The following is a 25,156-nucleotide window of genomic DNA, read 5'->3' on the forward strand; positions in this document are numbered from 1 at the left end:
ACTACTGGGATGTGCTGGACATGGGTGCACCCGCGGTGCCAGACTTGTCGCAATCCGTTGTCGAGGGCGGCGGATGAGACGTAGGGCCCGACCGACCTGGGGCATGACCGGGAGGCGGGCCCCTCGCATGTTCGGGGTCCGGTTCAGCATCCCGAATCGACCTCGATGTCGTAGACCAGATCTCCAAGTGCCTCCCGGTATTCCGGTTCCCGGCCCTGGCGATGTGACCGACACGCGCCGGCGACGATGTCCGCCACCCACAACAGTGGTTCGGCGGCACCCCGCCTGTGCTCCAACCGCAGTGGCGGGGAAGCCGGTGCCGACCAACGACAGGCCCGCACAACGTCGACGTCCCGCCTGTCGAGAACTTGGCCGCGAGACTCCACGTACAGGCGGGTTACTTCGTACCCGTGCAGTTCGGGTACCAACGCGCCCAGGCAGGCCGCGCGAGCTCGTTCCTGCCTTCGGCGGGGTACAGGCGAGGCGATCGCCACGATGTTGAGACCGCCAATAGCTGCGACCTGCTCTGCCGCCTTCCTTCGTTCTGCCGGATCCATCTTGCTCCAGTGCAGCTTGTCCTGGTGCTGCCTGGTGCGGATGCCGCGCATGACGTGGCGGACATGATTCAGCTCGCCCTCGAACAACGCGGCGGCCACCACGTAAACGCCCTTGCCGTCATCGGACTCGGCAAAGGACTCGTCGGCCCAGGCGTCTTGAGGGTGCACACCGGGAGGCTAGAGGTACGCACCGACACCAAGCTGACACGTTCTGTGCCCTCGGCCCGAGTCGGACCAACGGGGGTGCGGCTGTCCGGGAGCGGCGGGTGGGTCGCGGCGTGTCCGGATTTTCAACAAGGATGTCCGTCCAGGGCCTGCGGACGCGCAGCGCGCTACGCCTACCGTCGAACGCGTCGCCGATGCGCACCCACTTCCACCCGACCCCGCAGGAGGAACCCCATGAGCCTCATGGTGGAGGAGTCCCAGCTCGCGTCCCATGCCGCCGCGTACGCCGAACACGGCTACGTGCTCGTCAAAGGCCTTCTGGACAAGGCGGAGGCGCGGGCCTACCGCGAGGAGAGCCACGCGCTGATCGAACGCCTGAACCGCGACGCCGACCCGACCTGGGAGAGTGCCCGGCACCTCGGCATGGGCGAACGCACCGAGCTCAAGCACTGTCACGACGTGCAGTTCCAGGCCGCCGCGTTCTCCAGGCTGCTGGTCGACCCGCGCTTCACCGACGTGGCCGCCGCGGTGATGGGTACGCCGAACGTCCAACTGCACCACACCAAGCTGTTCGTGAAGCCGCCGGAGAAGGGCTCGCCGTTCCCGATGCACCAGGACCATCCGTTCTTCCCCCATGCGAAGCACTCGGTGGGAGCGGCGATCTTCCACTTCGACGACGCCCCGCTGGAGAAGGGCTGCGTACAGGTGATGCCGGGCAGCCACCGCGGCGGCCCGCTCACCCACCGGTCGGAGGGAGGCTGGCACCTGCCGTACTCCGAGTGGCCGCTGGAGAACGCAACGCCGTGTGAGGCGGAGGCCGGCGACGTGCTGTTCTTCACCTATCTCACCGTGCACGGTTCGGGCGTGAACACCACGCCGGAGGCACGTACGACGCTGCTGGTGCAGTACCGCGACCCGGCCGACCCGCCGACCGAGGACCTGCACACCCACTCGCTCGGCCAGGGGATGATCCTGCGCGGCGTCGACCCGACCTCGCGCGGCGCCGCGGCCGCGGCGATGTGAGCGACCCGCCGGTGCCCGGCCACGAGAGGCAGCCACGCGAGCGCCCGCCCGGGCCGCCCCCCGACGGCCGGGCGCTCACGTCGCTGACCGCCGCCCGCGTCGGCGCCGACGTGGCCGGGTACCGCGCGGAGTTCCTGTACTGGGGTTACTACGAGCCACGCCCGTGGCGGAACTACCTGCACACGCACTCGTTCTTCGAGATCTGTTACGCCTACGCCGGTACGGGCGTCTTCCGGACCGGCGAGCGGGAGTACGCGGTCGGCCCGGGGACGCTCTTCGTCGCCCGGCCCGGCGACGTGCACGAGATCGTGTCCGGCACCGCCGACCCGCTGTGCATCCACTACTGGTCGTACACGCTGGTGCCCGTCCGGCCGCGGCGCTCGCGGTCCGGCACGCCGGCGCGGGCCGAGGGGCGGGAGGTGCTGGATCTGTTCGCGGCACCGGGTGCGCGGGTGCTGTCGCGGGCGACGGAGCGGATCCCGCCGGTCCTCGACCTGCTCACCGCCGAGGCAGCCGCACCCGGTCCGGCGTACGAACAACTGCTGTCCGCACTGGCCGGCGCCCTGGTGGTGGAGACGGCGCGGGCCGTGGTGGACGAACCCGGCCTGAGCCCGCGGCCCGGTGCCGACTCGGCCGGCCGGGACGAGCGGACCGCGGCCACGATGGTGCGCTACCTGGAGGACAACTACGACCGGGCGGTGGCGGTCCGCGACGTCGCCGCCCAGGTGCACCTCGGCGAGCGGCAGGTGAGCCGGTTGTTCCGGGCGCACACCGGCACGACGGTGCACGCGTACCTCACCCGGCTCCGGCTGGAGATCGCGGCACAGCGACTGCTCGAACACGCGGCCGACGGGGAGTACGCCGCCATCGCCGAGGTCGCGCGGGAGTGCGGTTACCCCGATGTCCGTCACTTCACGACCGCGTTCCGACGGCACTGGGGCGTCCCGCCGGGCGCCTTCCGGGACGGCGGCGGCACCGCGCAGCTACGGGACCGGCGGTCCACAAAGTAGCCGACCGCGGTCACCGAACGTTGACGCTTCATCGAGCCGATGGCTACCGTCCGGTAGTCCATGCCGACATGTCGGCATTTTCTTCGGCCGCGGGGCGACGTGGGAGGGCGTCATCGTGTGGCCGCCCGCTCCCTCTGGAGGTTTTGTGCCCCAGTCCCGTCGACGCGCCGATGCCGCCGCGTTGGAGGTCGCCCCGGTCGCGGTTCCGAGCGCCACCGTGGCGGCCGGGCCGGCCGGGCCCACACCACCGGTCATCCCCACCGCACCGGTCCGGGCGACACTGGCCGACGTCGCCCAGCGGGCAGGGGTGTCCCGTTCGACGGCCTCGCGCGGGCTCACCGGCCGTGGGTACGTCGCACCCGCCGCCCGCGAACGCATCCTGCTCGCGGCGGAGGAACTCGGCTACGTACCCGACGGGAACGCCCGCAGCCTCAAGGCGCGGCACACCCCGGCCGTCGGTCTGCTGGTGTCCGACCTGCGCAACCGCTTCTACGCCGAGGTCGCCGCGGGGGCGAGCTCGGTACTGCGGGACGAGGGCTACACGATCGTGCTGGTCGACGACACCGGCAGCGACCCGGAGGAGGTGGCCGCGGCCCGTACGGTGCTCGCGATGCGGGTCGCCGGGGTGCTGGTCACGCCGGTCTCGGCCGAGGCCAGCCGGCTGGTCGCCCGGCACGGCGTGCCCCTCGTCGAGATCGACCGGCAGTTCTGCCGTGGAGAGTGCGACGCGGTCCTCGTCGACAACGTCACCGGCGCCCGCGAGCTCACCGAGCACCTGCTCGGCCTCGGCCACCGGCGGATCGCCCTGCTGGTCAACGAGACCGGATGGACGACCAGCGCGGGCCGGATCAGGGGCTACCACCAGGCCTGGGCGGCCGCGGGCAGGGAGGTGCCGGCCGACGGGGTGGAGCCGGTGGGCTTCGACCCGGACCAGATCGAGGAGAAGGTCGGTGAGCTGCTGTCGCGCCGGCGCCGGCCGACCGCGGTGTTCGCGGCCAACAACGTCGTGGCGGAGGCGGTCTGGCGGCAGTCGGCCAGGCTCGGCCTGCGCATCCCCGACGACCTGTCCTTCGTGGCGTTCGACGACTCGCCGTGGATGAGCATGGTGAGCCCCGGCATCACCACGGTCGCCCAGCCGTCGGTGGAGCTGGGTGCCCTGGCCGCCCGGCTGCTGCTGAACCGGATGGCCAAACCCGGTCGCCCGCGCACCACCCGGCTGGACTGCCCGCTGATCGTGCGCGGATCCACCGCCCGGCTGGGTCGTCGGCGTACGTCGTCGCGGCCCTAGGGTGTGCTGCGAACGCACGCTGGGATCCGCCGTGCGCGGGCGGCCGGTCGGCGCGTTGACGTAGATCGTGAGGCCCCTCTACGTTCGTGTGGGAACGATGCCACGCGGGCCCGCCGGACCATCCCAGAGGAGTGCCCCACCGATGTCTCGACCAGCGGCCGCCCCCGCGCGGCTCCTGCACATGATCGGCAACGCCCACATCGACCCGGTGTGGCTGTGGCAGTGGCCGGAGGGGTTCCAGGAGGCCCGGTCGACGTTCTGGTCGGCGATCCACCGGATGGCGGAGTACCCCGACTTCGCCTTCACCTGTGACCAGGTGGCGCTGCTCGCCTTCGTGGAGGAGGCCGATCCCGCGCTGTTCGAGGAGATCCGCAAGCGGGTCGCGGACGGCCGCTGGGTGAACGTCGGCGGCTGGTGGGTCGAACCCGACTGCAACGTCCCCACCGGTGAGTCGTTCGTACGCCAGGGCCTCTACGGCCAGCGTTACCTGCGGGAGAAGTTCGGTGTCACCGCGTCGGTCGGGCTGAACGCCGACCCGTTCGGGCACAACGCGACGCTCCCCCAGATCCTGCGCAAGCAGGGGTTGACGGCGTACTGCTTCCTGCGTCCGGGCCCGCACGAGGCGGAGCTGCCGGGCAACCCGTTCTGGTGGGAGGCGGCGGACGGATCCCGCGTGCTGGCCTACCGCATCCCGCACGAGTACTGCAGTCCGCGCGCCGACATCGCCTACCACACGGACAAGGCGCTGGCCCAGCTCCCGCCGGGACTCGGCTCGGCGATGGTCTTCTACGGCGTCGGCAACCACGGCGGCGGGCCGACCAAGGACAACATCGACAGCGTGCACCGGCTGGATCGGCTCGGTTCGTACGGCGAACTCCGGCTGTCCAGCCCGCCCGCCTACGTCGAGGACGTGCTCGCCTCCGGCGTGGAGCTTCCGGTGTGGCGCGGCGACCTCCAGCACCACGCCGCCGGCTGTTACGCCGCGCACTCCGGCATCAAGGCGTGGATGCGCTCCGCCGAGCACGCCCTCGTCGTGGCCGAACGCTGGGCGAGCGTGGCCGCGGCCGTCGCGGGCACTCCGTATCCGCACGAGGCACTCACCCACGCGTGGAAGCAGGTGCTGTTCAACCAGTTCCACGACATCCTGCCGGGCACCTCGATCGAGCCCGCCTACGACGACGCCCGCGACCAGTTGGGCGAGGCCCGGTCCATCGCCCGGCGTACTGTCAACCTCGCCTTGCAGACGTTGGCGCGCGACACCGACATCCCGTTCCGTGAGGGAAGTCAGCCAGTACTGGTGTTCAACCCGCACCCGTGGCGGGTCCGGGCCGACGTCGAGTGCGAGTTCGGCCTGTCCATCGAGCGGCCGTGGGTGGAGGACGACGCCGGGCAGCCGGTGCCGTCCCAGTCCACCCGCGCGCTGGCCACCACGTCCAACCCGAAACGGCTGGCCTTCCCGGCAGACCTTCCCCCGTTGGGACATCGGCTGTACTGGATCCGGCCGGGGTCGCAGGCCCCTGTCTCCGTTGGCGATCGCGCCTCCGAGACGGTGGCTGTCGAGGCCACGTCCGGGCCCGTGCTGGAGAACGCCCACCTGCGGGCCGAGGTCGACCCGGCGACCGGGTGGCTGAAAACCCTGCTGGACAAGGCGGCCGGAGTCGACCTGATGGCGGGTGTCGCCGGTATCGACGCGCCGCACACGGTGGTCACCGACGACCCCACCGACACCTGGGGCCACCGGGTGGTGTCCTACGCCGGCCCGGGTACGCCGTTCACCTGCACGTCGGCGCGGATCGTGGAGAACGGCCCGGTGCGCACCGTCGTCCGGGTGGAGAGCAGGTACGAGAAGTCCACGCTGGTGGAGGAGATCATCCTCGCCGCGGACGCCCGGCACCTGGAGGTGCGGGTCGACCTGGACTGGCAGGAGAAGCTGCGGCTGCTGAAGCTGCGGTTCCCGGTCGGACTGCAGGATCCCGCCGCGACGTACGAGATTCCCTACGGCCACCTCTCCCGGCCCGCCGACGGTGCGGAGGAGCCCGGCCAGTCCTGGGTGGACGTGAGCGGCACGCTCCCCGGCGGCGCCCGGGCCGGGCTCGCCGTGGTCAACGACGCCAAGTCCGCCTACGACGTCAGCGGTGCCGACATCGGCATCACCGCCGCCCGCAGTCCGGTCTACGCCTGGCACGAGCCGCGTCAACTCGAGCCTGACGGCCTCTACAGCTACCAGGACCAGGGCCGGCAGACCTTCCGCTACCTCCTGGTGCCGCACGCGGGTGACTGGCGCGACGCGGGCGTGGTGCGGCTGGCGGCGGAGTTGACCGAACCCGCCCAGCCGACGTACGAGTCGTTCCACCCGGGCGCACGGCCGGCGACCGCGTCGTACGCCGTGGAAGGTGCCGCTGCGCAAGGCGAAGTCGGGAAGAGCGGCTCGGTGGTCACGACCGTCCTGAAGCGCGCCGAGGACGGCGGCGCGCTGGTGGTCCGGGCGTACGAGTCGGCCGGGGTGCCGGCCACCTGGAGCCTGGACCTCGGCTTCGCCGGGCGTACGGTCACCGCGACCTTCGGACCGTACGAGATCAGGTCGTTCCTGGTGCCGTTCGACGCCGACCGGCCGATCGTGGAGACCGATCTGCTCGAGCAGCCTCTGACCGAGACCCCGGCCGCCACCGACGAAGGAGTCACCGAGTGATGCACGACGTTCTGGCCCGGCAGCTGGCCGACCACGTGGACACGGCGCGGGCGGTCGAGCCGCTGCTGGCGGGGGTCGCGGAGCTCGGCGAGCTGCTGTGCACGACGTTCGCGGCCGGCGGGCGGCTCTACACGTTCGGCAACGGCGGCAGTGCCGCCGACGCGCAGCATCTGGCCGCGGAGCTGATCGGCCGCTACAAGCGCGAACGCCGGCCGCTGCCCGCGGTGGCGCTGAGCGTGGACCCGTCGGTGGTGACCTGCATCGGCAACGACTACAGCTTCGACGACGTGTTCGCCCGGCAGGTCACCGCGCTGGCCGGGCCCGGCGACCTGGTCGCAGGGTTCACCACCAGCGGCACGTCCGCGAACGTCGTGGCCGGGCTGGCCGCCGCGCACGAGGCGGGTGCCCGGGCGGTGCTCTTCGCCGCCGGCTCGGGTGGGAAGGCGGCCGAGCACGCCGACGTGTCCCTGCTGGTTCCGTCGGACACGACCGCGCGGACCCAGGAGATGCACCTGCTCCTGCTGCACCTGCTCAGTGAGTGGGTCGACGCGTGGGCCGCGGGCGAGACCGACGAACGCGGCGCCGTCCTCCAGGCCGCAACGACCGGTTGACGGTCGCGCTCCGCGGCAACTACCGGTTGACAGCTGCGCCGGCTGCAAGGACCGGTTGACGGGGCCTTGCCCTGATCTCGGAGGGGTGGTCGGGTCAGCCCTGCGCGAACACGAATTCGCGGATCAGTCCGGCGACCCGTTTCGGCGCCTCCAGTGGCATGGCGTGAGTGGTGTCCAGTCGTCGGAGAGTGACGGCCGGGTTGGCGGCCGCCAACGAGTCGAGGTCGCGGTCGAGTCCTCGCCGGTACGCCGCCATCAGCTCACCGACCGCCGGTGGGGACGGGGGGTCGTCGGTCGCCACGCAGAGCAGGGTGGGGCAGCGCACCTCGTGCAGCGTCTCCAGCAGGTCGTCGTCCCGCAGCAGTGACCGGATCTCCTGCACGGTCTCCGCCTCCGGTCGGAGGAAGGTCTGACCGTCGCGCACCACCAGGTTCCGGTCGAACACCTCGGTCACCTGTCCGGCCGGCTGACCCAGCGCGGTCATCGTGCCGACCAGTTGGTCGCGCAGCGCTGCCACCTGCTTCGGTGCGAGCGGTTCGGCCATCGTCCTCGCCTGGCCGGCGAAGAGCTGGGAGAGGGTGGCGAGGTCGCGGCCGAGCTGCTCGGGGATCCATCCCTGGGTAGTTGTCCCGACCGGTCTCGGCGCTGCGGAATCCGTCCAGGTCGACGATCGCGGGGCAGTCGGGATGCGTACGCCCCCACCGCGCCGCGACGTAGCCGCCCAGGGAGTGCCCGACGACGACCGGGTTGGCCAGTCCGAGGTGGTCGACCACCGCCTGCACGTCGGTGAGCACGTCCGTCCAGGTCCATGGCCCGTTCGCCGAATGCCCGTGCCCGCGCAGGTCCGGCGCCACGACCCGGAAGTCCGGCGCCAGCAGTGGTGCGAACGACGTCCAGTGGGCGAGGTTCCCTCCTGCCCCGTGCAGCAGGACCAGCGGCCGCCCGTCCCCGCCGAAGTCGCGTACGGCGATCGGTACCGACCCGTCGCCGACCACGAGATCCCTTACCGGGTCGACCGCTGACGTGGGCATGTGCGCTCCTGGATGTCGAGGGTGGGCTGGTCGGGTGCGGCGCCGAGGCCCGTCAAGGCGCGGTTGACATTCGGCCCGAGCGGGGTCGGCAGTCACCACCGGTGGTACGCCGCCTCACGCAGCCGGAGCCGTTCGCGGACCGACGCGACGGTGACGCCGCCGTCGGGATGGCGATCCAGCCTCCCCCTCGTGAGCAGGTCGTGCACGCCCTGCCGGGTGACGCCGAGCATCGCACCCGCCACGGCGTACGTCACCGCGGCGGCCGTCGGGTGGCCGACCCGGCGGGCCGCGACCTGCCCGAGCGGCGTCCGCCACCACGAGGCGGGCGGGTCGAACACCTCCTCGCCCGGCCAGAGGGTGCTCACCAGCCGGGCCAGCGTGTGGGCGGCCTGGCGTTCGGTGTCGTCGAGCAGGTCGGAGGCCCACTCGGCCGCCTGGGCGACGGCGCGGTCGCGGAGCACCTCCAGTTGTGGGCCGCTGCCGAGCAGGATCTCCAGCGGGTCGAACAGCCGTCGCTCCAGAAGTTGCAGCAGGTGCTCGGCGAGGTCGCGGTGCTCCCGATCGGCCGCGCTCATGGTGTCTCCTCGGCGGTGACAGCTGCTTGACGTCGGCCGTCAAGTGACCTGACGACTGGCGTCAAGGTACTTGACAGCGAACGTCAAGAAAGGACGGCGCGCCGACCTGTGGTGCGGATTTGCCGTTGGGCTGCCGGCAGCCGGTCTGGCAGGCTCGGGAGGTGTGACGATCCGCCGCGACGGAAGGGGTCAGTGAACGATGCGAACGACGACGCTCGGTGCCGGAGGTCCGCAGGTCGGCCGGATCGGCCTGGGTTGCATGGGGATGTCCTGGGCGTACGGCGAGGGTGAACGCGACGACGCCACCTCGATCAAGGTGATCCACCGCGCCCTCGACCTCGGCGTCACGCTGATCGACACCGCCGACGCGTACGGCCCGTACTCCAACGAGCAGCTCGTCGGCCGGGCCCTGCGCGGCCGGCGCGACCAGGCGGTCCTCGCCACGAAGGTCGGGCTGATCCCGGACGGCACCCGTCAGCTGCACCGCAACGCGCGGCCGGAGTACATCCGCGGCGCGATCGAGGGCAGCCTCGCCCGGCTGGGCGTGGACCACGTCGACCTCTACCAGCTGCACCGCGTCGACCCGGCCGTCCCGCTGGCGGAGAGCTGGGGTGCGCTGGCCGAGCTCGTCGCGCAGGGCAAGGTCCGGGCGATCGGCCTGTCCGAGGCGACGCTGGCGGAGATCAGGGAGGCGCAGGCGATCCACCCGGTGGCCAGTGTCCAGTCCGAGCTGTCGCTGTGGACCCGCGGCCAGCTCGACGAGATCGTCCCCTACACCGAGGAGCAGGGGATCGCGTTCCTGCCGTTCTCTCCGCTCGGGCGCGGGTTCCTCACCGGCGCCATCACCTCCGCGGCCGACCTGCCCGAGGGCGACATGCGCAAGCAACTGCCGCGCTTCCAGGGCGAGGCGTTCGACGCCAACCAGGCGCTGGTGGCGAAGGTGCGCGCGGTGGCCGAGCGCGTCGGCGCCACGCCTGGCCAGGTCGCGCTGGCCTGGGTGGTCGCGCGGGGGCAGTACGTCGTGCCGATCCCCGGCACGAAGCGGCTGCGCTACCTCGAGGAGAACGCCGCCGCGGGCGACCTGGAGCTGCCGGCCGACGCGCTGGCCGAGCTGGACGCGCTGCCGCCCGCGGTCGGCGACCGGTACGGCTCGGCGTTCGCCGGCGCCTCGACCGGCGCCAAGTAGGCCACCTCCGCCGGGACGCGAGCCCAGCCGCCCGTCGCCTGGTCGTTCACCCGCCGCTCGGTCGCCCTGTCGCCTGGTCGTTCAGCCGAGGTCGGCGAGCGCCCGCGCCAGCCGCTCGGGCTCGGACAGCATCGGCCAGTGCCCGGTCGGCACCTCGGCGTAGGTCCACTCCTTGCCGCCGAACCCGGCGAAGTACGGATGACCCTCGGCGATCATCGCCCGCACCTGCTCCAGCGGGAACATGCAGGTGACCAGGGTGTGCGGCAGGCCGTCGCGGCGGCCGTCGCCGGCGAGGTGGAGCGGCTGGGCGTTGGCGTTCAGCGGCTGCGGGACCGCCCGGGCGGTGAACACCGCCCTGGCCGCCTCGTCGAGTCCGGCGTACACCGGTGCGCCGGAGGCGAGCTCGGCCGGTGACGGCGGCGGAAGGAGCCAGCCGTCCTCGCGTTCCTTCATCCGCCGCAGCGTCGCCTCGCGCTCCTCCGGCCCGGCCATGTCCAGCTGCGACGTCCCGCTCGGCAGCGGCCCGCTCTCGACGTAGACCAGGCGCGCGATCCGGTCCGGCACCCGCTCGGCCGCGCCCGTCACCGGGAAGCCGCCGTAGCTGTGGCCGACCAGGATCACCTCGTGCAGGTCGGCGTACTCGATGGTGTGCACGACGTCGGCGACGTGGGTGTCCAGGTCGACCTCCCGGGACGCGAGGTGCACCCGGTCGCCGACACCGGTGAGCGTGACGGGGTGGACGTCGTGGCCGGCCGCGCGCAGGCGGGCGGTGACGTCGGTCCATGCCCAGGCGCCGAGCCAGTTGCCGGCGACGAGTACGTATGTGGCCATGTGCGGATTCCTTCCGTGAAGGGGTCTGAACGGTCCCTACCTGACCCACGTCGGCCACCGTAGAACCGAATCCGGACCGAATCCGCCCGCATTGCGCGGCATGCTGGGAACATGTCGCCGAACCCGTCACCCGCCGAGCGGCCGCACCCCACGACCCGGGTGCTCGCGCTGCTCGAGCTCCTGCAGGCCCACCACCGGCTCGGCGGCGCCGAGCTCGCCGACCGGCTGGGCGTCGACCAGCGCACCGTCCGCCGGTACGCCACCCGGCTGACCGAGTTCGGCGTACCCGTGGAGGCCGAGCGCGGTCGCTACGGCGGCTACCGCCTGCGCCCCGTATAGTGCGTCCTGTACCGCCTTTCACTCCCGAGGGGACGCACCATGAACCAGCTCACCTGGACCCACCACGACGACGGCCGGTGGACCGGCAGCACCACCGACGAGAGCCTGGTCTGGGTGGTGTACGGCGTCGGCCTGCTGATGCTCGACGGGCAGGTGTTCGGCGACTACGACACCACCCCGCAGGCGCAGCACGCGGCGCAGGTCTGGACCGAAGCGGCGGCCCGGGCATGAGCGTCGCCACCATCACCCCGCTCGTCCCGGCCACCCTGCGCGCGGCCACCTACCTACGGATCAGCCTCGACGCCACCGGCGAGGAGCTGGGCGTCGCCCGGCAGCGGCAGGCGCTCTCCGGCATCGCCACCTCGCGCGGCTGGGCTGCCGCCGTGGAGCTGTCCGACAACGACCTCAGCGCGGCAGGCAAGATCCGCCGCCCCGGCTTCGAGCGGCTGCTCCGGCTCATGGAGACCGGGCAGGTGGACGTGGTGCTGGCGTACGCCTTCGACCGCATCGCCCGGAACAGCCGCGACGCGGTTCGGTTCCTGGAGGCGGCGAAGGCGGCGCGGGTGCGCGTCGTCCTGGCGAACGGCGGCGAGCTGGACCTGGACAGCCCGATGGGCATGTTCGTGGCGGAGCTGATGGGCAACGTCGCGAAGCTGGAGATCACCACGAAGGGCGCGCGGCAGAAGCTCGCGAACGCCCAGCGCGCAGAGAGGGGCATCGCACCCGTGACCAAGCGACTGTTCGGCTTCACCCGGGATAAGGCGGCGCACGTGCCCGCCGAGGCCGACGCGGTGCGCGCGGCGTTCGACCGCGTGCTGGCCGGTGGCAGCGTCCGCGGCATCATCGGCGAGCTGAACGGCGCCGGGCTGTTCACCCCGCTGCCCGACCTGGACGAGAACGGGCTCGTGAAGGGCACTGGCAAGCCGCCGGAGCGGGGCGGCAAGCCCTGGACGGCGGGCAAGGTGCACGGCCTGCTCCGGAACCCGCAGTACGCCGGTTTCCGGGTCTACGACGGGCAGGAGCGGCCGGGCACCTGGGAGCCGATCGTGGACCCGGAGAAGTGGCGTGCGGTGCAGCGCATCCTGGACGACCCGGACCGGTTCCACGGGAAGCCGCTGGCGCGCCGGTGGGTGGGCGGCGGACTGTACCTGTGCGGCCCGTGCGCGGACGAGGGGATCACGTCGGTGGTGGTGTGCACCAGCCGCAGCCGTACGGCCGGACCGGTGCGGATCTACAAGTGCACCCGCAAGGCGCACATGAGCTTGAAGGCGGAGCCGGTCGACGCCCTGGTGCGCGCCGTGGTGTGCAAGCGGCTTCGGGAGCCGGACGCGGCCGACCTGCTGGTGGATGACACCCGCCCGGACACTGCCGCACTGCGTACCGAGGCCGAGTCGCTGCGGGTGCGCATCCGCGGCCTGGGTGACCTGGTGGAAGACGGCTCGATGAGCCCGGGGGAGTACAAGGAGCGCAAGGCCCGGTTGACGCAGAAGCTCGCCGAGGCGGAGGCGGGGATGCAGGACTTCGACCGGTCCCCGCTGCTGGCCGGGCTGGTGCACGCCGACGACGTGCACGCCGCGTTCGACGCTCTCGGGCTCGACCAGCAGCGCGCGGTCATCGACGTTCTGTTCACCGTCACCCTGCGGCCCGCTGGCGGCGGCCGTCGCGCCTTCGACTCGTCCTGGGTGGAGTTCACCCCGAAGGCCTGACCAAGCCGTCCAGCCACGAAGCCCCCGGCCATGCGCCGGGGGCTTCTGCTGTCTCACCATGCGACCGCGGCGGATACAACTTTCAATGACTGCCGCCGAACCGTCGCCGAACGTGACCGTGCAGCTTTCACGCGGGGGACGGTGGGATTAGGTCCACTCCAGGTCCGGTTTTGTCAGAGAACACCCTTACAGATAAGGGGATTCGGCGCCGTAGTCGTTCGGTTGGCCCTGCCTTGTGGCGGTAAGGTCGGAGACAGGTAAGCCGGGATCTACCACCGGCCCCCGGCAGCGCGTAGTGGCGCGCGGGCACCTGCAACACACAGCGGCGATGGGGACGGGTAGCCGCAGCACGGAAGGCGTCCATCGACGATGCCCTTGTCACAGAAGGCTCGACAGAAGCGGTCAGCCATCGGCAACGCCACCCTGACTGGCAACCGCGAAGCAGAACGGATCGCCCGCCAGGAGTACGAGGCGGCGAAGCTCGAAGACGACGCGGCCCGGATCATCGAGGGCTGGCCGAAGCTCACCGAGGAGCAGCGCGACACCATCCGCCGCATCTTCCGCCCGATCGTGCGGGCAGATGGCGAGCGCAGGGCGGCCGGGTAATGGGGGCGGCGGACGGGGCGCCGTTCCCCAGAAGAACCGGCGCCCGCCCCACTGCCACCGACACCAGCATGGCACGCCCCACCGACATCGGGGCGGTGACGCGGTGAGCGGCGAGTGGGTCAAGTACTCATGCGACCTGGCCTGGGCCATGTCCACGATCGGTTCGGTTGAGCGTCGGCTGATCGACCTGGCCGTGCTGCGGGTGAACGCGATCGGCCATGCGGAGTTCGGATCTGGTGAGCTTGCGCGCCTGCTGTCCGTCATGGACCCGATCACTGGCGAGGTGGTCCATGCGGTGACAGAACGGCACGTGCGCCGAGCCGTCGAAGGGCTGCGCGGGTTGAAGGTCATCGAGCCCGACTCGTCGGTGCTCTGTCTGCACTTCGATGCTGAGCGGTTGTGCAACGGCACGAGTGGTCACTGGTGTCACCACCACGGCATCGGCAGGGCGCCGAAGCTGGCACGTCAACGGCGCCGCACATGACCACGTTTCCGCAGGTTGGAGCTCCCGAGGCGGACGCTCAGTGTCCGCCTACGGGGGGAAAAGCGGACGCTCAGTGTCCGCCTGCCGGACCTTCAGTGTCCGCGGCCAACGCGCTGACCTGCGGGTTTGTGCGCGCCTCTCTTGAGTCTTCTGTACCCCGTTCTGCCTCTGTGGTTGAAGGTCACTTCATTCATGGAGGCCCAGCCCGGAAGCGGCGCATGAATGAATGACAACCAGAGCCACGAGACAACCCGCGAACAGGCTGCGCTGATCGCTGCGCTCGTGTGCGCCGAACGACCCGAGTGGGATGAGCCAGGTGTGATGGCAGCACTCGGCGCGCGCCGGTCGGCCAGGCCCGCGCTCCTGGGCGTCGCTGCCCTGCGCTGGGCGATGAACCCCGCCGCCAGAACACCGGCAGGCATCGCACTCGACGGCCCACACTGGCGCATCACCACCGCCGAGCCCGGCGACATGGAGCGGGCTACGTCCACAGTGCCGGTCGGCGTGCTGTGCGACTACTGCGGACGCAGCGAGGAGCACTGCCGGAGAGCACCGCGCATCGACGACAACCACACCTTCACCCCGCCGGGCAGCGTGCGGCGACACATGCGCGGTGCTCTCCGGTGAGCCACGACGCGCGGTGTGTGGACGGCTGGCTCGGTGAGGACGGCGACGGCCACCCCATCGCCTGCCTGGTCTGCCGCCCACACCTGCGGCCCCGGTCCACGACACCGATCGGCCCGCAGGTACTCACTGGCTTCCCCGAGCCACGCGAACCCGTAGACGACCGGGCCGAACGGAAGCGACGCCGGACGTACGGGCTGCGCCAGCGACACGCACGCAGACTCCGGATGATTCAACAGAGGAAGGCCACCGAGGAATGACTGACCTGGATCTCGACGACCCCCGCACCGTCGCCTACCACGAAGCGGGTCACGCCGTCGCCTACCTTCTGCACCGGCTGCCGTTCCGCTACGTCACGGTGCGGCCCCGCACGGCCGGACTCACTGGACACGTAATGATCTGGAGGCCCCGGCGGATGAGTGCGTACACGTACGCATCGGTGGCGGCGGCCGGTCCGGTCGCCGAGGCCCGACACCTTCAGGAACTGGGACTCGATGAGGACGAGGTGACGGCACGGATCATCTTCGGCGGGTGTGCCGCGGACTTCGATCAGCAGGACGTTCCCGGCTATCCGGTGGGGTGGTTCGAGCGCGTCATGACCGACGTACTGACGGAACACTGGCCGGTGGTGGAACGCGTCGCCGAAGCCCTCGCCGAACAGGGAACTCTGTCCGGCCGCCAGGTCCAACAACTCATGGACCGCGGGCCAGCAGGGGGACACCGATGAGTGACTGCTCAACCTGCGGGTCGGCCAGCGACGCGGGCCACACCTACGCCTGCCCAGACGCGATCCTCTGCCCGCGCTGCGGCGACCCCACCGTCGTGGTCGACGACGACGGCACCGGCCCCGACACCCGCTGCCAGGACTGCGGAGACGAACACCCCGCCTGGGCTCACTGCGCGCACTGCGGCACGCAGTACGGCCCACTCGACTTCTGCCCCGGCGGGGAGGACACCGATGGCTGACCGCGCAACCGAGGCCCTGCCCGGTAGCTGGCGAGACGTACCGGCACCCCGCCGCAAGCAACCACCACCCAGCCGCCGATGCCGCCTGAAGGGCTGCATCTTCCCGGCCCGGCCCGACGCCGACACCTGCGTCGGCCACCAGGACGACGACTACATCGCCCGCCCGGCGGACGCCGACCCGGCCGCCATCCCCGACGTGTGGGGCGGCAGCGGCAGCAGTGCCCCGTCCCAGCCGCAGACGCCCACCTCCCAGCCCAGCACCGACCGGAAGGGGTAACCCGCCATGCCCAGCAACACGACACCGCAGACGCCCGCCTACGGCGACGAAGGCACCTGGCCCTACTACGCCGCCCAGCCGCCGCCCCACTGCCCCGGCTGCACCGCCCCACTCGGCCAGCGGCACCACCCCCGATGCAGCGTCCAGCAGTGCGCCGAGTGCTTCGGGCAACGCCACACCACCTGCGACTGCGACACGGCGCCCACCTCCCAGCCCAGCACCACCCGCCCGGGGTAACCGGCCACCACCACCGACACGACACGACAGACGGGCACACAGCAGACAGGAGACAGCCATGCCACCACGCGCAGCCCGACCACGACGACGGACACACCTGCACTGGACCGACCAGCTCCGCCTCGACCTACTGACCGAAGCCCTACGCAAGAGCGGCCCACAACCATGTGCACGGTGCGGCCGACCACTGCGGGCCGAGGACCGGCCCGCCCTCGACGGCGACGGGCTCACACACCACGGATGCGCACAACGCGCGACACAGCCGTGACACGGGCAGGGGCGGGTCAAAACTTGACGGGCCGCTCACAGCCCTTGACCCCCCATAGGGCAAGTTTCCCGCTGCCAAGTCTCCAGAACGCCTTCTGAGGCGGTTATTCCCAGCGAAGGGGTGAGAGCAGGCCATGAACCAACGAGAACGCTCGTGCAGGCGTCAGGGCTGCACGAGGGCCGTTCCAGCGCCGACCGGCCGCGGTCGGCCCCCGTTGTACTGCTCGGAGGGATGTCGGCGGGCGGTGAAGCTGGAGATCCAGCGACTCAACCGGCAGGTGGACGACGCGGAGCGGCAGGTGACCGCGTGGGGCCGGATGCTCGTGTCCGTGCGTGCGGCCGAGCAGGGCAAGGGGATGCCGACGCAGGTCGGCTACCTGGGCGACCCGCCTGACCTGATGGTCGCCTTCTGGGAGCGTGAGCGGGTGCGGCTGGGCGACCGGCTGCGTGACCTCCTGGACGATGGGAGCAACACGTGACGGGCACCTGGGCGATCGTCCCGGGGGACGGCGATCCCTCTTCGGAGCATGAGGAGCCGGACCGGGCGCCGTGCTGGACCTGCGGCGGCGAGCGATGGCTGCTGACGAACCCCGCCAACGAGGACAAGCCGAAGCGGTGCCCGTGGTGCGGCGCGGTGTAGCAGCGGTTGTCGGTGGCCGGTGGGAGGATGGGCGGTAAGGCGCGGACCTGGCACTGGTCGGAGCCCTCACGCGGCGTGGCACTCGCCGTCCACTGGAACATCCATCACCGCTGGGCCGAGAGGTCCAGCGAGCAGCGCGTGAGGAGTAAAACCGTGCTGATGTTGAAAGACATCGAGGCTGCGGAACGGCGTTTCAACGAGGCCGCCGCAGAGCTTCGCAAGTACGAGTCCGACCCCGAAGAGTGGCGCGGCGCCATCGAGACGATGCCTCAGGTGGGCAAGCGGGTGCTCAACCTGGCCGATGCGCACTTCGACCGGCTGGAACAGCTTCGGCGGAACATGAACCAGGCCCGAGCCAGCATGGTCGCCGCCCGGCAGGCTTGGTCCGAGGGTCGGTGACGTGATGCAGCGCATCGAGTCGTACGGGCTCCGCGGCGTCGCTCGCCCAGAGCCCGCACCTGCACCGTCACGTACGCGGTCCGTGCCGAAGTCCAAGCCCGTCACCGATCCGGAGCCCCGCACCGCGGTGTCCCGCACCGATCCGGTGTCCGGCGCCCGGCAGAACCTCCTGGACGGCTACGTGGAGCGCACTACGCGCGGCGTGACCGTGGTGGGTGAGGCGGCAGGCCTGGCCGTGATCGCGAAGCTGAAGCTCCGCCGCGCAGACCGCCGCGCCGAAGCGACCGTGGTGGTGCTCCCGTGAGTCCGGCCGCCCCGTTCACCGAACGGCAGCAGGCGCAGCTCCAGTACCGGCACGCCCTCAACGCCCGGACGGTGCCCGCACTCGGGTCCCGGGACGAGACGGTCGAGTCGCTACGCGAGGCCCGCCGCCAGACCCTCCGGGCCGCACTCCTGTGCATCCGGCTGGCACTGGAAGGCCCCGACCAGATCCTCTTCTCCGAGCCGAGCAACGACGACTTGCACGTCATGCTGGGCACGCTGGAGGAAGCCCTCGAAGGGATGCCGGCTCCTGCCCCTCCGGCGGCGACGCCGGAGCAGGCAACGGTCTGGTTCCGCCGCTAAGAACTCCCCTGGGCGCGCGGTGGGTAGGAGGAACCGGTCCGCGCGCCGAGGGGCGGCGTCAACCTCACCCGGGGCGACTGCTCATGGCGTCACGGGATGGATGGTCGGGCACTTGCGTGCCTTTCAGCTCGGCCAGCGCCATAGAGCCGGGGCGGCGGCGGCACTCGTCTCCGTCGCCGCCGCCCCCGGCACCACCACAGACTGTCCGCGCGGCTTGGTTCACCGGCGCGGACGGATCGGTGTTGAGCGTGGTTGTGCGCTCCGCCGAAACGGGAGAGTCGGCCCGCCCCTACCTTCCTTCCGGGGGCGGGCCGACCACCAGTTCGCCGACGCCCGTCTGCCGTGTCCTGCGGGGGCGGCCCAGGCAACCACCCCGGCACGGTGCTGCCAGGCCGGGAGACGGCCGTCCAGCCCCGGGACGGGGCACAGACAACGAAGGAGCCCCCCGCACCTGGCTGGTGCGGGGGGCTCCCGGGTGATGGGGTTAGTTGCCGTCCCCGACGTGGCAGGCCCGCCCGTACTGGTCGGCCCACGCCAACATCGAGAGCCCTGAGCCGTCGCGCAGGTAGTTGTCCGTCACGTCAGCAAGGTCGGCGTAGTCGGTGCCGAGCTGGCCGCCGTACTCCTTGGACGCCTTGCGGGCCAGCGCCTCGGCCTTGACGAGCTGGACGGCCTCGGCCTGCTGGCCGCCGCCGTTCATCAGAGCCTGCTGAGCCGAGTAGTACGCATCGCACATCTGCTCGTAGGTGCTCTGCCCGCCGCACCCGCTGAGGAGTGCGGCGCCGAACGCCGCGGTGCACGCGACGGCCAGGAACCTACGCATGGTGCGCCTCGCGACGCGGGTTCGGTACGCCAGGTGTGCGGTCAACGAGAACCAGCCAGACGGCACCCTCGCGGTGCTGGAGCTTCACCCCGTACCGCTTGGACAGGTGCAGGCCCCGCAGCCACCCAGCGGCCTGGTGGAGGGCGGCCTCGGCACGCTGTAGGTCGTCGAACGACGCCAGCACCTCGGCGCGCGGCGCGGCCGTGGCCGTCATCAGGACGCCTTGCGGCTGGAGCGGATGGGCGTGGCCTTCGACGCCTTGTCGTCGGCAGGTGCCGTGGCGGGCATGTCGTCAACGAGTGCGCGCACCGATCGCATCCGGGCGGCGTGTGCGGCGTCGGCGGCGTCGGCGAGCTTGACCAGCCCGGCGCGGATCGCGACCAGCTCGGCCGTGGTGCCCTTCCCGTCCTCGCACCGCTTGACGGTCGCCTGGGTGATGTCGGTCCCGCACGCAGCGGCGAGGCCCTGCCAGGTGGCGCCCAGCGACTTCCGGGCGGTGTGGATGTCCTCGGCCATCGCGAGTTGTTCGGCGAGGCGTTGGATGCGTGCGCGGCGTTCTTCGGTCATGGGAGTGTCCTCTCTCAGATCAGGGTGAGCAGGTGGTGGATGAGCCGTACGGCCAGCACGGCGAAGGTGATGAGAGCGGCCAGCAGAACGACCGCCCATGCAGGTGTCGGCAGGTAGTAGTGGCGACGTCGGCGGTGGTGGGTCACGGACGCCGCTCCTCGCGGGCAACGGCGGCGTCCAGACAGGCGCCGGGCAGTGCACGCCAGTCGGCGGCCTCGACGCCGAACGAGCCGCCGCACAGCCAGCACAGGGCGAGCAGTGCACCGGCACGCATCCGGGCGGTGCGGCTGGCCGGACGGTCGATGGCTGCGATCGCCGCGTCGGCGGCCTGGTTCACCCGCTCCGCGGCAGCCATCCGTTCGTGGCCAAGGATGGTCTCGAAGTCGATCGCGTCAGGGTCTTCCGGAACAATGCGGTCCACGGTTCTGCACCTCTCCCGTAGGTGTGGGCCGAGGGTCCGGGCTGGAGCTGCAACTCCGCTCGGACCCGCCCCGGTTGCGCCGGGGCTGGGGCGAAGCATCCCCCCGCGACCTGACCGGTCTGTCCGGTTTTTGCCTCCGGTTTACCCCGAGGTCTGGTTCTGGCCGATTATGGCCACTTGGTCTGACCGCAGGCGCGGGGAAAGGCGGCACGGACTGCACTAACGCCCGGGATACAAGCTGCCGCCGCTGATGTTCACCGACGACGAGGCCACCGCCGTCGTGCTCGGACTGGTCGCGGCGCGCGCCGCCGGGCCGGCCACCTCCACGACGGCGACCGCGACCGAGAGCGCGCTGGCCAAGATCTCCCGCGTCCTGCCCGCGGCGGTGCGCGACCGGGTGACCGCGGTCCAGGACACCCTCGGCCTGACCCGGCCGACCCGGACCGGCGAGGTACCGCCGACCGAGGTGGTCCTCACCCTCGCGTCCGCCGCACGGCGCCGGCAGCGGGTGCACCTGACCTACGCCGGTCGCGGCGGCGAGCGGTCCGAGCGCGACCTCGACCCGTACGGCCTGGTCGTCGACCGGGGCAGGTGGTACGTCACCGGCCACGACCACCGGCGCGACGAGGTGCGCACCTTCCGGGTGGACCGGATCGCCGCGGTCACCCCGACCGGCGCCGGGTTCGAACCGCCGGCCGACTTCGATCCGGTTGCCCGGGTGAGCGAGTCGCTGGCCCGGGTCCCGTGGGCGCACGAGGTCGAGGTCGTCCTGGACGCTCCACTGGCAGACGTACGCCGGCGGGTCCCGGCGACGCTGGCCACGCTCGCGGAGGCGGACGGCGGCGTCGTGCTGACCATGCGGGCCGAGCGCCTCGACGGCGCCGCGCTGATGCTGGCCGGGCTCGGCTGGCCGTTCGAGGTGCGCCGTCCGGCCGAGTTGCGCGCGGAGGTGCGGGCGCTCGGCGTGGCGCTGCAGTCGTACGCCGGCCGCGGCGCGTGAGGCTTCCGCCGGACTGCTCGGGTCCAGCTCCTCAGGCGGCTCCTCAGCTGTCGGTCCCGCGCCGGCCGCGGCGGAGCTCGGTCCCGAGCGCGTCCAGCCGCTGCGTCCAGAACCGGCGGTACTGCTCCAGCCACTCGTCCACCTCACGCAGCGGCGCGGTGTCCACGGCGTACAGCCGGCGGGTGCCCTCGGCCCGGACGTTCGCGAAGCCGTTCTCGCGCAGGACCCGCAGGTGCTGGGACACCGCCGGCTGGCTGATCCCGAACTCCGCCCGGATCGTCTCCACGATCGCCCCCGCCGACTGCTCGCCGTCGGCGAGGAGTTCGAGGATGCGCCGTCGTACGGGATCGCCGAGTACGTCGAAGGCGTGCACAGGTCGATCCTTCAGAACGTCCCGGCGCCGGCCGCACCCGGGTCGCGCACCGCGGCGAGGGCGCGGGCGAACTCCGCGTCCCAGTCGGCCTCGTCCGGGCCTTCGCCCGCCGGGCCGCGAAGGTGGGCCGCGAGCCCGGCCAGGTGTGCGTACCATCCGGCGGCCTGCCCGGTCGTGTTGCCGGTCACGCCCTCGTGGGTGAGCGCCAGCCGGGTGCCGTCGGCCACGGGTTCGAGGCTCACGGTCAGCCGGCTCGGCCCTGCGCCGCCGTTGTCGTCCGGGTCGTGGTGCCACCGCCAGGACGTGACGATGCGGGACTCCGGCCGGCACTCGGCGACGACGCCGGATGCCGCGCCCTGGTCGAACGTCGCGGTCCAGGTGCCACCCACTCGCAGGTCGCCGGTGACCTCGGCGAACCACCGGCCGAGCCGCTCCGGCTCGGTGACCGCCGACCACACCTCACCGGACGGGAGGGGGAAGGTACGCACGACCTCGAGGCGGGCGCCGTCCGTCGCCGTCGCCGTCGTCGTCGCGCCGGCGTGGACGATCGGCCACGGGGCAGCCATCCGCTCGGCCGACCTGCCGGCGTCGCCTCCGACGTCGCTGCCTGCCTCGGTTCCTGCCTCGGTGCCTACGTGGCCGCGTGCTGCCATGGCGGTCCCCTCCGTCCTCGCTCGGCGGACGCGCCGGAGCGACGTCGCCATCATTCGCCACCGCCTTATATAAGTCAAGGCGAATCGAAGGTCTGCTGCCGAGGCGGCCGGCAGCCCGGCAGGTGGCCGCTTCCAGCCGCTTACCGCCGCCGGGCGAGCCAGTGGGGCTGGTCGCCGTAGTGTGCGTGCCGACAGGACAGACCGGACGACGTCCACGGCGGGAGGCGGCGGCGAGTGCAGGCGGAGGCAGGAGCCGACCCGAACACTCCCGGATCCCGGCCGCGACCGGGACCAGGACAGAGCCCGCGGCAGGCTCCGGAGCGGGCTTCGGAGCGTCTTTTGGGGCAGGGCCCGGTGACCCGGGTGGTCGGCCTGATGTCCGGCACGTCGTACGACGGAATCGACGTGGCCGCCGCGGACCTCGCCTTCGACGGGACCGAGATCGTGCTCCGCCCGCTCGGCGCGCTCGCCCACCCGCTCGCCCCCGGCATTCGCGACCTGATCGGCGCCGGCCTGCCGCCCGCGCAGACCTCGATGGCGGACGTGTGCCGGCTGGACACCGTGCTCGGCCAGGCGTTCGCCGAGGCGGCCGCCCGAGGTGCCGACGAACTGGCCGGCGGCCGGGCCGACCTGGTCGTGTCCCACGGGCAGACGTTGTTCCACTGGATCGACGACGGCCGCGCCCGCGGCACGCTGCAACTCGGCCAGCCCGCCTGGATCGCCGAACGCACCGGCCTCCCCGTCGTCTCCGACCTGCGCAGCCGCGACATCACCCGGGGCGGGCAGGGTGCGCCGCTGGTCAGCATCCTCGACGTCCTGCTGCTGCCGCCGGCGCCGGCGACACGTGCGGCCCTCAACCTCGGCGGGATCGCCAACCTGACGCTGGTCCGGCCCGACGGCGGCGTCCTGGCGTACGACCTGGGGCCGGCCAACGCGCTCGCCGACCTCGCCTGCCGTCGCTACTTCGACCAGCCGTACGACGTCGACGGGCAGATCTCGGCGTCCGGTTCGGTGAGCGAGAAACTGCTCGCGGCCCTGCTGGACGAGCCGTACTTCCGTCGTCCGCCGCCCAAGTCAACCGGCAAGGAACTGTTCCACGGCGGCTACCTCGACGCCGCCCTGCTCGGCGTGCCCGACCTTCCGCCGGCCGACATCGTGGCCACGGTCACCGAGCTGACCGCCCGGCTGGTGGCGGCCGAATGCGGCACGCACCGCATCGCCGAGCTGGTCGTGTCGGGCGGCGGGGTCCGGAACACGTGGCTGATGCGCCGGATCCGGGAACTCGCCGGTTCCGACCATGCCGTCAGCGAGGACGGAATGGTGTGGATCCGGCCGATCGAGGACCTGGGACTTCCGTCGGACGGGAAGGAGGCGTACGCCTTCGCCCTGCTGGGCTTTCTCACCTTCCATGGGGTGACCGGAACCGTCCCGGCCTGCACCGGTGCGGACGCGGCGACCGTCCTCGGGAGCATCACTCCCGGTCACGGCCCGCTCCGACTCCCCGAACCACCCGGCGTGGTACCGACCCGACTGCGGATCGAGCCGCCCGAAGCGAGAGGATCGAAGGCATGACCGAAACGACGACCGAGCCCGGCGGCACGGCCGCACAGCCGGAGCAGTCCGAGAAGGAGGCGTCCGTGCAGACGCCCGAAACGCCGGACAAGGCCGACATCGCGGTGACCGGCCTGGCCACCATGGGGCGCAACCTGGCCCGCAACCTCGCCCGGAACGGCCACACGGTCGCGGTGCACAACCGCACCCGCAAGCGCACCGACACCCTGATCGCGGAGTACGCCACCGAGGGCAACTTCATCGCCTGCGAGTCGCTCTCCGACGTGGTTCGTGCCCTCAAGCGGCCGCGCAAGGTCATCGTCATGGTCCAGGCCGGCGCCGGCACGGACGAGGTCATCGACCAGCTGGCCGAGCTGCTGGAGCCGGGCGACATCCTGGTCGACGGCGGCAACGCCCACTTCATCGACTCCCGGCGGCGCGAGTCGGCACTGCGCGAGCGCGGCCTGCACTTCGTCGGCACCGGCATCTCCGGCGGCGAGGAGGGTGCGCTGAACGGCCCGAGCATCATGCCGGGCGGCACCGCCGAGGCGTACAAGACGCTCGGGCCGATCCTGGAGTCCATTTCGGCCCAGGTCGACGGCACGCCCTGCTGCACCCACGTCGGCGCCGACGGTGCCGGACACTTCGTGAAGATGGTGCACAACGGCATCGAGTACGCCGACATGCAGCTCATCGGCGAGTCGTACGACCTGCTGCGCACCGTCCTGGGCAAGACGCCCGAGGAGCTCGCCGAGATCTTCCGTACGTGGAACACCGGCGACCTGGAGTCGTTCCTGATCGAGATCACCGCCGACGTCCTCGCCGCGAAGGACCCGCGCGGCGGCGACGGCGCGTTCATCGACAAGGTGCTCGACCAGACCGAGCAGAAGGGCACCGGCCGCTGGACGGTGCAGATCGCGCTCGACCTCGGCACCCCGGTGTCCGGGATCGCCGAGGCGGTCTTCGCGCGTTCGGTGTCCGGGCACGCCGAGCAGCGCGACGCGGCCCAGGGAGTGCTCGAGGGGCCGTCGGAGAAGGTGGCCGTCGACAACCCCGACCAGTTCGTCGACGACGTACGCCGTGCGCTGTACGCGTCGAAGGTGGTCGCCTACGCGCAGGGCTTCGACATGATCCGGGCCGGCGCGGAGGCCTACGACTGGAACATCGACCTCGGTGCGATGGCCACCATCTGGCGCGGCGGCTGCATCATCCGGGCGCGGTTCCTGGACCGGATCCGGGAGGCGTACGAGAAGACGCCCGACCTGCCGTCGCTGCTGGTCGACCCGTACTTCGCGCGGACGGTCAACGAGGGTCAGGAGGCCTGGCGCCGGGTGGTCGCGACCGCGGCCGCCGCGGGTGTCCCGGTGCCCGGCTTCGGTGCCGCGCTGTCCTACTTCGACGCGCTGCGCCGCGACCGGCTGCCGGCCGCGCTGCTGCAGGGACTGCGCGACCTGTTCGGTGCGCACACCTACCGCCGGACCGACGCGGAGGGCTCGTTCCACCTCGAGTGGTCCGGCGACCGGTCCGAGACCGAGATCTGATCGGCACGGTCTGATCGGGCGGTGAGGCGGCGCTCGTTCCACGTGGAACGACCGTCCTGGATCCGACCCGCACCACGTCGGCGGGTTCCGGG

Annotated in this window: 36 protein-coding genes; 23 read left to right on the forward strand and 13 right to left on the reverse strand. The window is 71.8% G+C overall.

From position 1 onward, the window contains the following. Positions 1–143: 143 nt before the first annotated feature. Positions 144–725, reverse strand: coding sequence for a hypothetical protein (locus tag FHR37_RS27185; RefSeq protein ID WP_092884009.1), 582 nt, complete (start codon positions 723–725; stop codon positions 144–146). A gap of 231 nt (positions 726–956) precedes the next feature. Here FHR37_RS27185 and FHR37_RS27190 point away from each other — a divergent pair, with 231 nt between their 5' ends. The 5 genes from FHR37_RS27190 to FHR37_RS27210 all read left to right on the forward strand — a co-directional run bounded on the left by FHR37_RS27190 (position 957) and on the right by FHR37_RS27210 (position 7,343). Further along, a complete protein-coding gene (locus FHR37_RS27190) occupies positions 957–1,745 on the forward strand; it encodes a phytanoyl-CoA dioxygenase family protein (RefSeq protein WP_237768847.1) in 789 nt (262 codons plus the stop codon). An 11-nt stretch (positions 1,746–1,756) separates the two neighbouring features. Further along, positions 1,757–2,755 (forward strand): AraC family transcriptional regulator, encoded by a 999-nt coding sequence (locus FHR37_RS32745; protein ID WP_175542555.1) that lies wholly within the window; start codon positions 1,757–1,759, stop codon positions 2,753–2,755. A gap of 145 nt (positions 2,756–2,900) precedes the next feature. Next, entirely contained in the window at positions 2,901–4,043 is a 1,143-nt protein-coding gene (locus FHR37_RS27200) for a LacI family DNA-binding transcriptional regulator (RefSeq protein WP_269086085.1), read from the forward strand. A 142-nt stretch (positions 4,044–4,185) separates the two neighbouring features. Further along, positions 4,186–6,732 (forward strand): alpha-mannosidase, encoded by a 2,547-nt coding sequence (locus FHR37_RS27205; protein WP_092884012.1) that lies wholly within the window; start codon positions 4,186–4,188, stop codon positions 6,730–6,732. Next, on the forward strand, positions 6,732–7,343 hold the full coding sequence (locus tag FHR37_RS27210; RefSeq protein ID WP_092884013.1) for a D-sedoheptulose-7-phosphate isomerase: 612 nt from the start codon (positions 6,732–6,734) through the stop codon (positions 7,341–7,343). Before FHR37_RS27205 ends, FHR37_RS27210 begins: the two co-directional genes overlap by 1 nt. 94 nt (positions 7,344–7,437) lie before the next feature. Here the strand turns inward: FHR37_RS27210 and FHR37_RS33540 are convergent, their stop codons facing one another. The 3 genes from FHR37_RS33540 to FHR37_RS27225 form a co-directional block, all read right to left on the reverse strand. Continuing rightward, positions 7,438–7,644, reverse strand: coding sequence for a hypothetical protein (locus FHR37_RS33540; RefSeq protein WP_092884014.1), 207 nt, complete (start codon positions 7,642–7,644; stop codon positions 7,438–7,440). Continuing rightward, positions 7,604–8,374 carry an alpha/beta fold hydrolase gene (locus tag FHR37_RS33545; RefSeq protein WP_092884015.1) on the reverse strand — a complete coding sequence of 257 codons (771 nt, stop codon included), beginning with the start codon at positions 8,372–8,374 and terminating at the stop codon, positions 7,604–7,606. Before FHR37_RS33545 ends, FHR37_RS33540 begins: the two co-directional genes overlap by 41 nt. Positions 8,375–8,466: 92 nt before the next feature. Continuing rightward, positions 8,467–8,949: a hypothetical protein gene (locus FHR37_RS27225; RefSeq protein WP_092884016.1), complete on the reverse strand. Its 483-nt coding sequence runs from the start codon at positions 8,947–8,949 to the stop codon at positions 8,467–8,469. A gap of 199 nt (positions 8,950–9,148) precedes the next feature. On the opposite strand from FHR37_RS27225, the gene FHR37_RS27230 reads away from it, so the two are divergent. After that, positions 9,149–10,135, forward strand: coding sequence for an aldo/keto reductase (locus tag FHR37_RS27230; RefSeq protein ID WP_092884017.1), 987 nt, complete (start codon positions 9,149–9,151; stop codon positions 10,133–10,135). 81 nt (positions 10,136–10,216) lie between these two features. Here the strand turns inward: FHR37_RS27230 and FHR37_RS27235 are convergent, their stop codons facing one another. Then, positions 10,217–10,966, reverse strand: a complete 750-nt coding sequence (locus FHR37_RS27235; RefSeq protein ID WP_092884018.1) for an alpha/beta fold hydrolase — start codon at positions 10,964–10,966, stop codon at positions 10,217–10,219. Positions 10,967–11,077: 111 nt separating this feature from the next. Between FHR37_RS27235 and FHR37_RS27240 the strand changes: the two genes are divergently transcribed. The 9 genes from FHR37_RS27240 to FHR37_RS27280 all read left to right on the forward strand — a co-directional run bounded on the left by FHR37_RS27240 (position 11,078) and on the right by FHR37_RS27280 (position 15,968). Continuing rightward, entirely contained in the window at positions 11,078–11,305 is a 228-nt protein-coding gene (locus FHR37_RS27240; protein ID WP_237768849.1) for a helix-turn-helix transcriptional regulator, read from the forward strand. Positions 11,306–11,344: 39 nt separating this feature from the next. Further along, positions 11,345–11,536 (forward strand): hypothetical protein, encoded by a 192-nt coding sequence (locus FHR37_RS27245; RefSeq protein WP_092884019.1) that lies wholly within the window; start codon positions 11,345–11,347, stop codon positions 11,534–11,536. Further along, on the forward strand, positions 11,533–13,011 hold the full coding sequence (locus FHR37_RS27250; protein ID WP_092884020.1) for a recombinase family protein: 1,479 nt from the start codon (positions 11,533–11,535) through the stop codon (positions 13,009–13,011). The genes FHR37_RS27245 and FHR37_RS27250 overlap by 4 nt, the downstream gene beginning before the upstream one ends. A gap of 369 nt (positions 13,012–13,380) precedes the next feature. Next, positions 13,381–13,617, forward strand: coding sequence for a hypothetical protein (locus FHR37_RS27255; RefSeq protein ID WP_139239000.1), 237 nt, complete (start codon positions 13,381–13,383; stop codon positions 13,615–13,617). Positions 13,618–13,720: 103 nt separating this feature from the next. Then, on the forward strand, positions 13,721–14,101 hold the full coding sequence (locus FHR37_RS27260; protein ID WP_092884022.1) for a hypothetical protein: 381 nt from the start codon (positions 13,721–13,723) through the stop codon (positions 14,099–14,101). Between the two features lie 321 nt (positions 14,102–14,422). Continuing rightward, the gene (locus tag FHR37_RS27265; RefSeq protein WP_092884023.1) at positions 14,423–14,728 is read left to right on the forward strand and encodes a hypothetical protein; all 306 of its coding nucleotides are present in this window, start codon (positions 14,423–14,425) and stop codon (positions 14,726–14,728) included. 253 nt (positions 14,729–14,981) lie between these two features. Then, on the forward strand, positions 14,982–15,452 hold the full coding sequence (locus tag FHR37_RS27270; protein WP_092884025.1) for an FtsH/Yme1/Tma family ATP-dependent metallopeptidase: 471 nt from the start codon (positions 14,982–14,984) through the stop codon (positions 15,450–15,452). Continuing rightward, a complete protein-coding gene (locus FHR37_RS27275) occupies positions 15,449–15,691 on the forward strand; it encodes a hypothetical protein (protein WP_092884026.1) in 243 nt (80 codons plus the stop codon). Before FHR37_RS27270 ends, FHR37_RS27275 begins: the two co-directional genes overlap by 4 nt. After that, positions 15,684–15,968: a hypothetical protein gene (locus FHR37_RS27280; protein ID WP_092884027.1), complete on the forward strand. Its 285-nt coding sequence runs from the start codon at positions 15,684–15,686 to the stop codon at positions 15,966–15,968. The genes FHR37_RS27275 and FHR37_RS27280 overlap by 8 nt, the downstream gene beginning before the upstream one ends. Before the next feature lie 65 nt (positions 15,969–16,033). Here the strand turns inward: FHR37_RS27280 and FHR37_RS27285 are convergent, their stop codons facing one another. Further along, the gene (locus FHR37_RS27285; RefSeq protein WP_092884028.1) at positions 16,034–16,300 is read right to left on the reverse strand and encodes a hypothetical protein; all 267 of its coding nucleotides are present in this window, start codon (positions 16,298–16,300) and stop codon (positions 16,034–16,036) included. A 417-nt stretch (positions 16,301–16,717) separates the two neighbouring features. Between FHR37_RS27285 and FHR37_RS27290 the strand changes: the two genes are divergently transcribed. From FHR37_RS27290 to FHR37_RS27310, 5 genes are all read left to right on the forward strand, one after another. Beyond that, positions 16,718–16,951 (forward strand): hypothetical protein, encoded by a 234-nt coding sequence (locus FHR37_RS27290; protein ID WP_092884029.1) that lies wholly within the window; start codon positions 16,718–16,720, stop codon positions 16,949–16,951. After that, complete coding sequence (locus tag FHR37_RS27295; RefSeq protein ID WP_175542556.1) at positions 16,948–17,112, forward strand: hypothetical protein; 165 nt, start codon at positions 16,948–16,950, stop codon at positions 17,110–17,112. Before FHR37_RS27290 ends, FHR37_RS27295 begins: the two co-directional genes overlap by 4 nt. Positions 17,113–17,187: 75 nt before the next feature. After that, entirely contained in the window at positions 17,188–17,511 is a 324-nt protein-coding gene (locus tag FHR37_RS27300) for a hypothetical protein (RefSeq protein WP_139239001.1), read from the forward strand. A gap of 82 nt (positions 17,512–17,593) precedes the next feature. Beyond that, a complete protein-coding gene (locus FHR37_RS27305; protein ID WP_092884031.1) occupies positions 17,594–17,815 on the forward strand; it encodes a hypothetical protein in 222 nt (73 codons plus the stop codon). Beyond that, entirely contained in the window at positions 17,812–18,135 is a 324-nt protein-coding gene (locus tag FHR37_RS27310; RefSeq protein WP_092884032.1) for a hypothetical protein, read from the forward strand. Before FHR37_RS27305 ends, FHR37_RS27310 begins: the two co-directional genes overlap by 4 nt. Positions 18,136–18,619: 484 nt before the next feature. On the opposite strand, the gene FHR37_RS27315 is transcribed toward FHR37_RS27310, so the two are convergent. From FHR37_RS27315 to FHR37_RS27330, 5 genes are read right to left on the reverse strand one after another with little or no spacing between them, the layout of a single operon-like run. Then, entirely contained in the window at positions 18,620–18,958 is a 339-nt protein-coding gene (locus tag FHR37_RS27315) for a hypothetical protein (RefSeq protein ID WP_092884033.1), read from the reverse strand. Then, positions 18,951–19,172: a hypothetical protein gene (locus tag FHR37_RS27320; RefSeq protein ID WP_092884034.1), complete on the reverse strand. Its 222-nt coding sequence runs from the start codon at positions 19,170–19,172 to the stop codon at positions 18,951–18,953. The genes FHR37_RS27315 and FHR37_RS27320 overlap by 8 nt, the downstream gene beginning before the upstream one ends. Further along, positions 19,172–19,525 (reverse strand): hypothetical protein, encoded by a 354-nt coding sequence (locus FHR37_RS27325; protein ID WP_092884035.1) that lies wholly within the window; start codon positions 19,523–19,525, stop codon positions 19,172–19,174. The genes FHR37_RS27320 and FHR37_RS27325 overlap by 1 nt, the downstream gene beginning before the upstream one ends. Before the next feature lie 14 nt (positions 19,526–19,539). Beyond that, on the reverse strand, positions 19,540–19,671 hold the full coding sequence (locus tag FHR37_RS32750) for a hypothetical protein (protein WP_269086086.1): 132 nt from the start codon (positions 19,669–19,671) through the stop codon (positions 19,540–19,542). Further along, on the reverse strand, positions 19,668–19,946 hold the full coding sequence (locus tag FHR37_RS27330) for a hypothetical protein (protein WP_092884036.1): 279 nt from the start codon (positions 19,944–19,946) through the stop codon (positions 19,668–19,670). The genes FHR37_RS32750 and FHR37_RS27330 overlap by 4 nt, the downstream gene beginning before the upstream one ends. 250 nt (positions 19,947–20,196) lie before the next feature. On the opposite strand from FHR37_RS27330, the gene FHR37_RS27335 reads away from it, so the two are divergent. After that, the gene (locus tag FHR37_RS27335) at positions 20,197–20,946 is read left to right on the forward strand and encodes a helix-turn-helix transcriptional regulator (RefSeq protein ID WP_092884037.1); all 750 of its coding nucleotides are present in this window, start codon (positions 20,197–20,199) and stop codon (positions 20,944–20,946) included. A 43-nt stretch (positions 20,947–20,989) separates the two neighbouring features. Here FHR37_RS27335 and FHR37_RS27340 read toward each other — a convergent pair whose 3' ends face one another. Then, entirely contained in the window at positions 20,990–21,319 is a 330-nt protein-coding gene (locus FHR37_RS27340; protein WP_092884038.1) for an ArsR/SmtB family transcription factor, read from the reverse strand. 11 nt (positions 21,320–21,330) lie between these two features. Then, a complete protein-coding gene (locus tag FHR37_RS32150; protein ID WP_139239002.1) occupies positions 21,331–21,972 on the reverse strand; it encodes an SRPBCC domain-containing protein in 642 nt (213 codons plus the stop codon). Between the two features lie 354 nt (positions 21,973–22,326). Between FHR37_RS32150 and FHR37_RS27350 the strand changes: the two genes are divergently transcribed. Both FHR37_RS27350 and gndA read left to right on the forward strand, forming a co-directional pair. Next, complete coding sequence (locus tag FHR37_RS27350; RefSeq protein WP_237768850.1) at positions 22,327–23,544, forward strand: anhydro-N-acetylmuramic acid kinase; 1,218 nt, start codon at positions 22,327–22,329, stop codon at positions 23,542–23,544. Further along, positions 23,541–25,064 carry an NADP-dependent phosphogluconate dehydrogenase gene (gndA, locus tag FHR37_RS27355; RefSeq protein WP_092884039.1) on the forward strand — a complete coding sequence of 508 codons (1,524 nt, stop codon included), beginning with the start codon at positions 23,541–23,543 and terminating at the stop codon, positions 25,062–25,064. The genes FHR37_RS27350 and gndA overlap by 4 nt, the downstream gene beginning before the upstream one ends. The last annotated feature ends 92 nt before the right edge of the window (positions 25,065–25,156 follow it).

Source organism: Actinopolymorpha cephalotaxi (assembly GCF_013408535.1).
Taxonomy (GTDB): domain Bacteria; phylum Actinomycetota; class Actinomycetes; order Propionibacteriales; family Actinopolymorphaceae; genus Actinopolymorpha; species Actinopolymorpha cephalotaxi.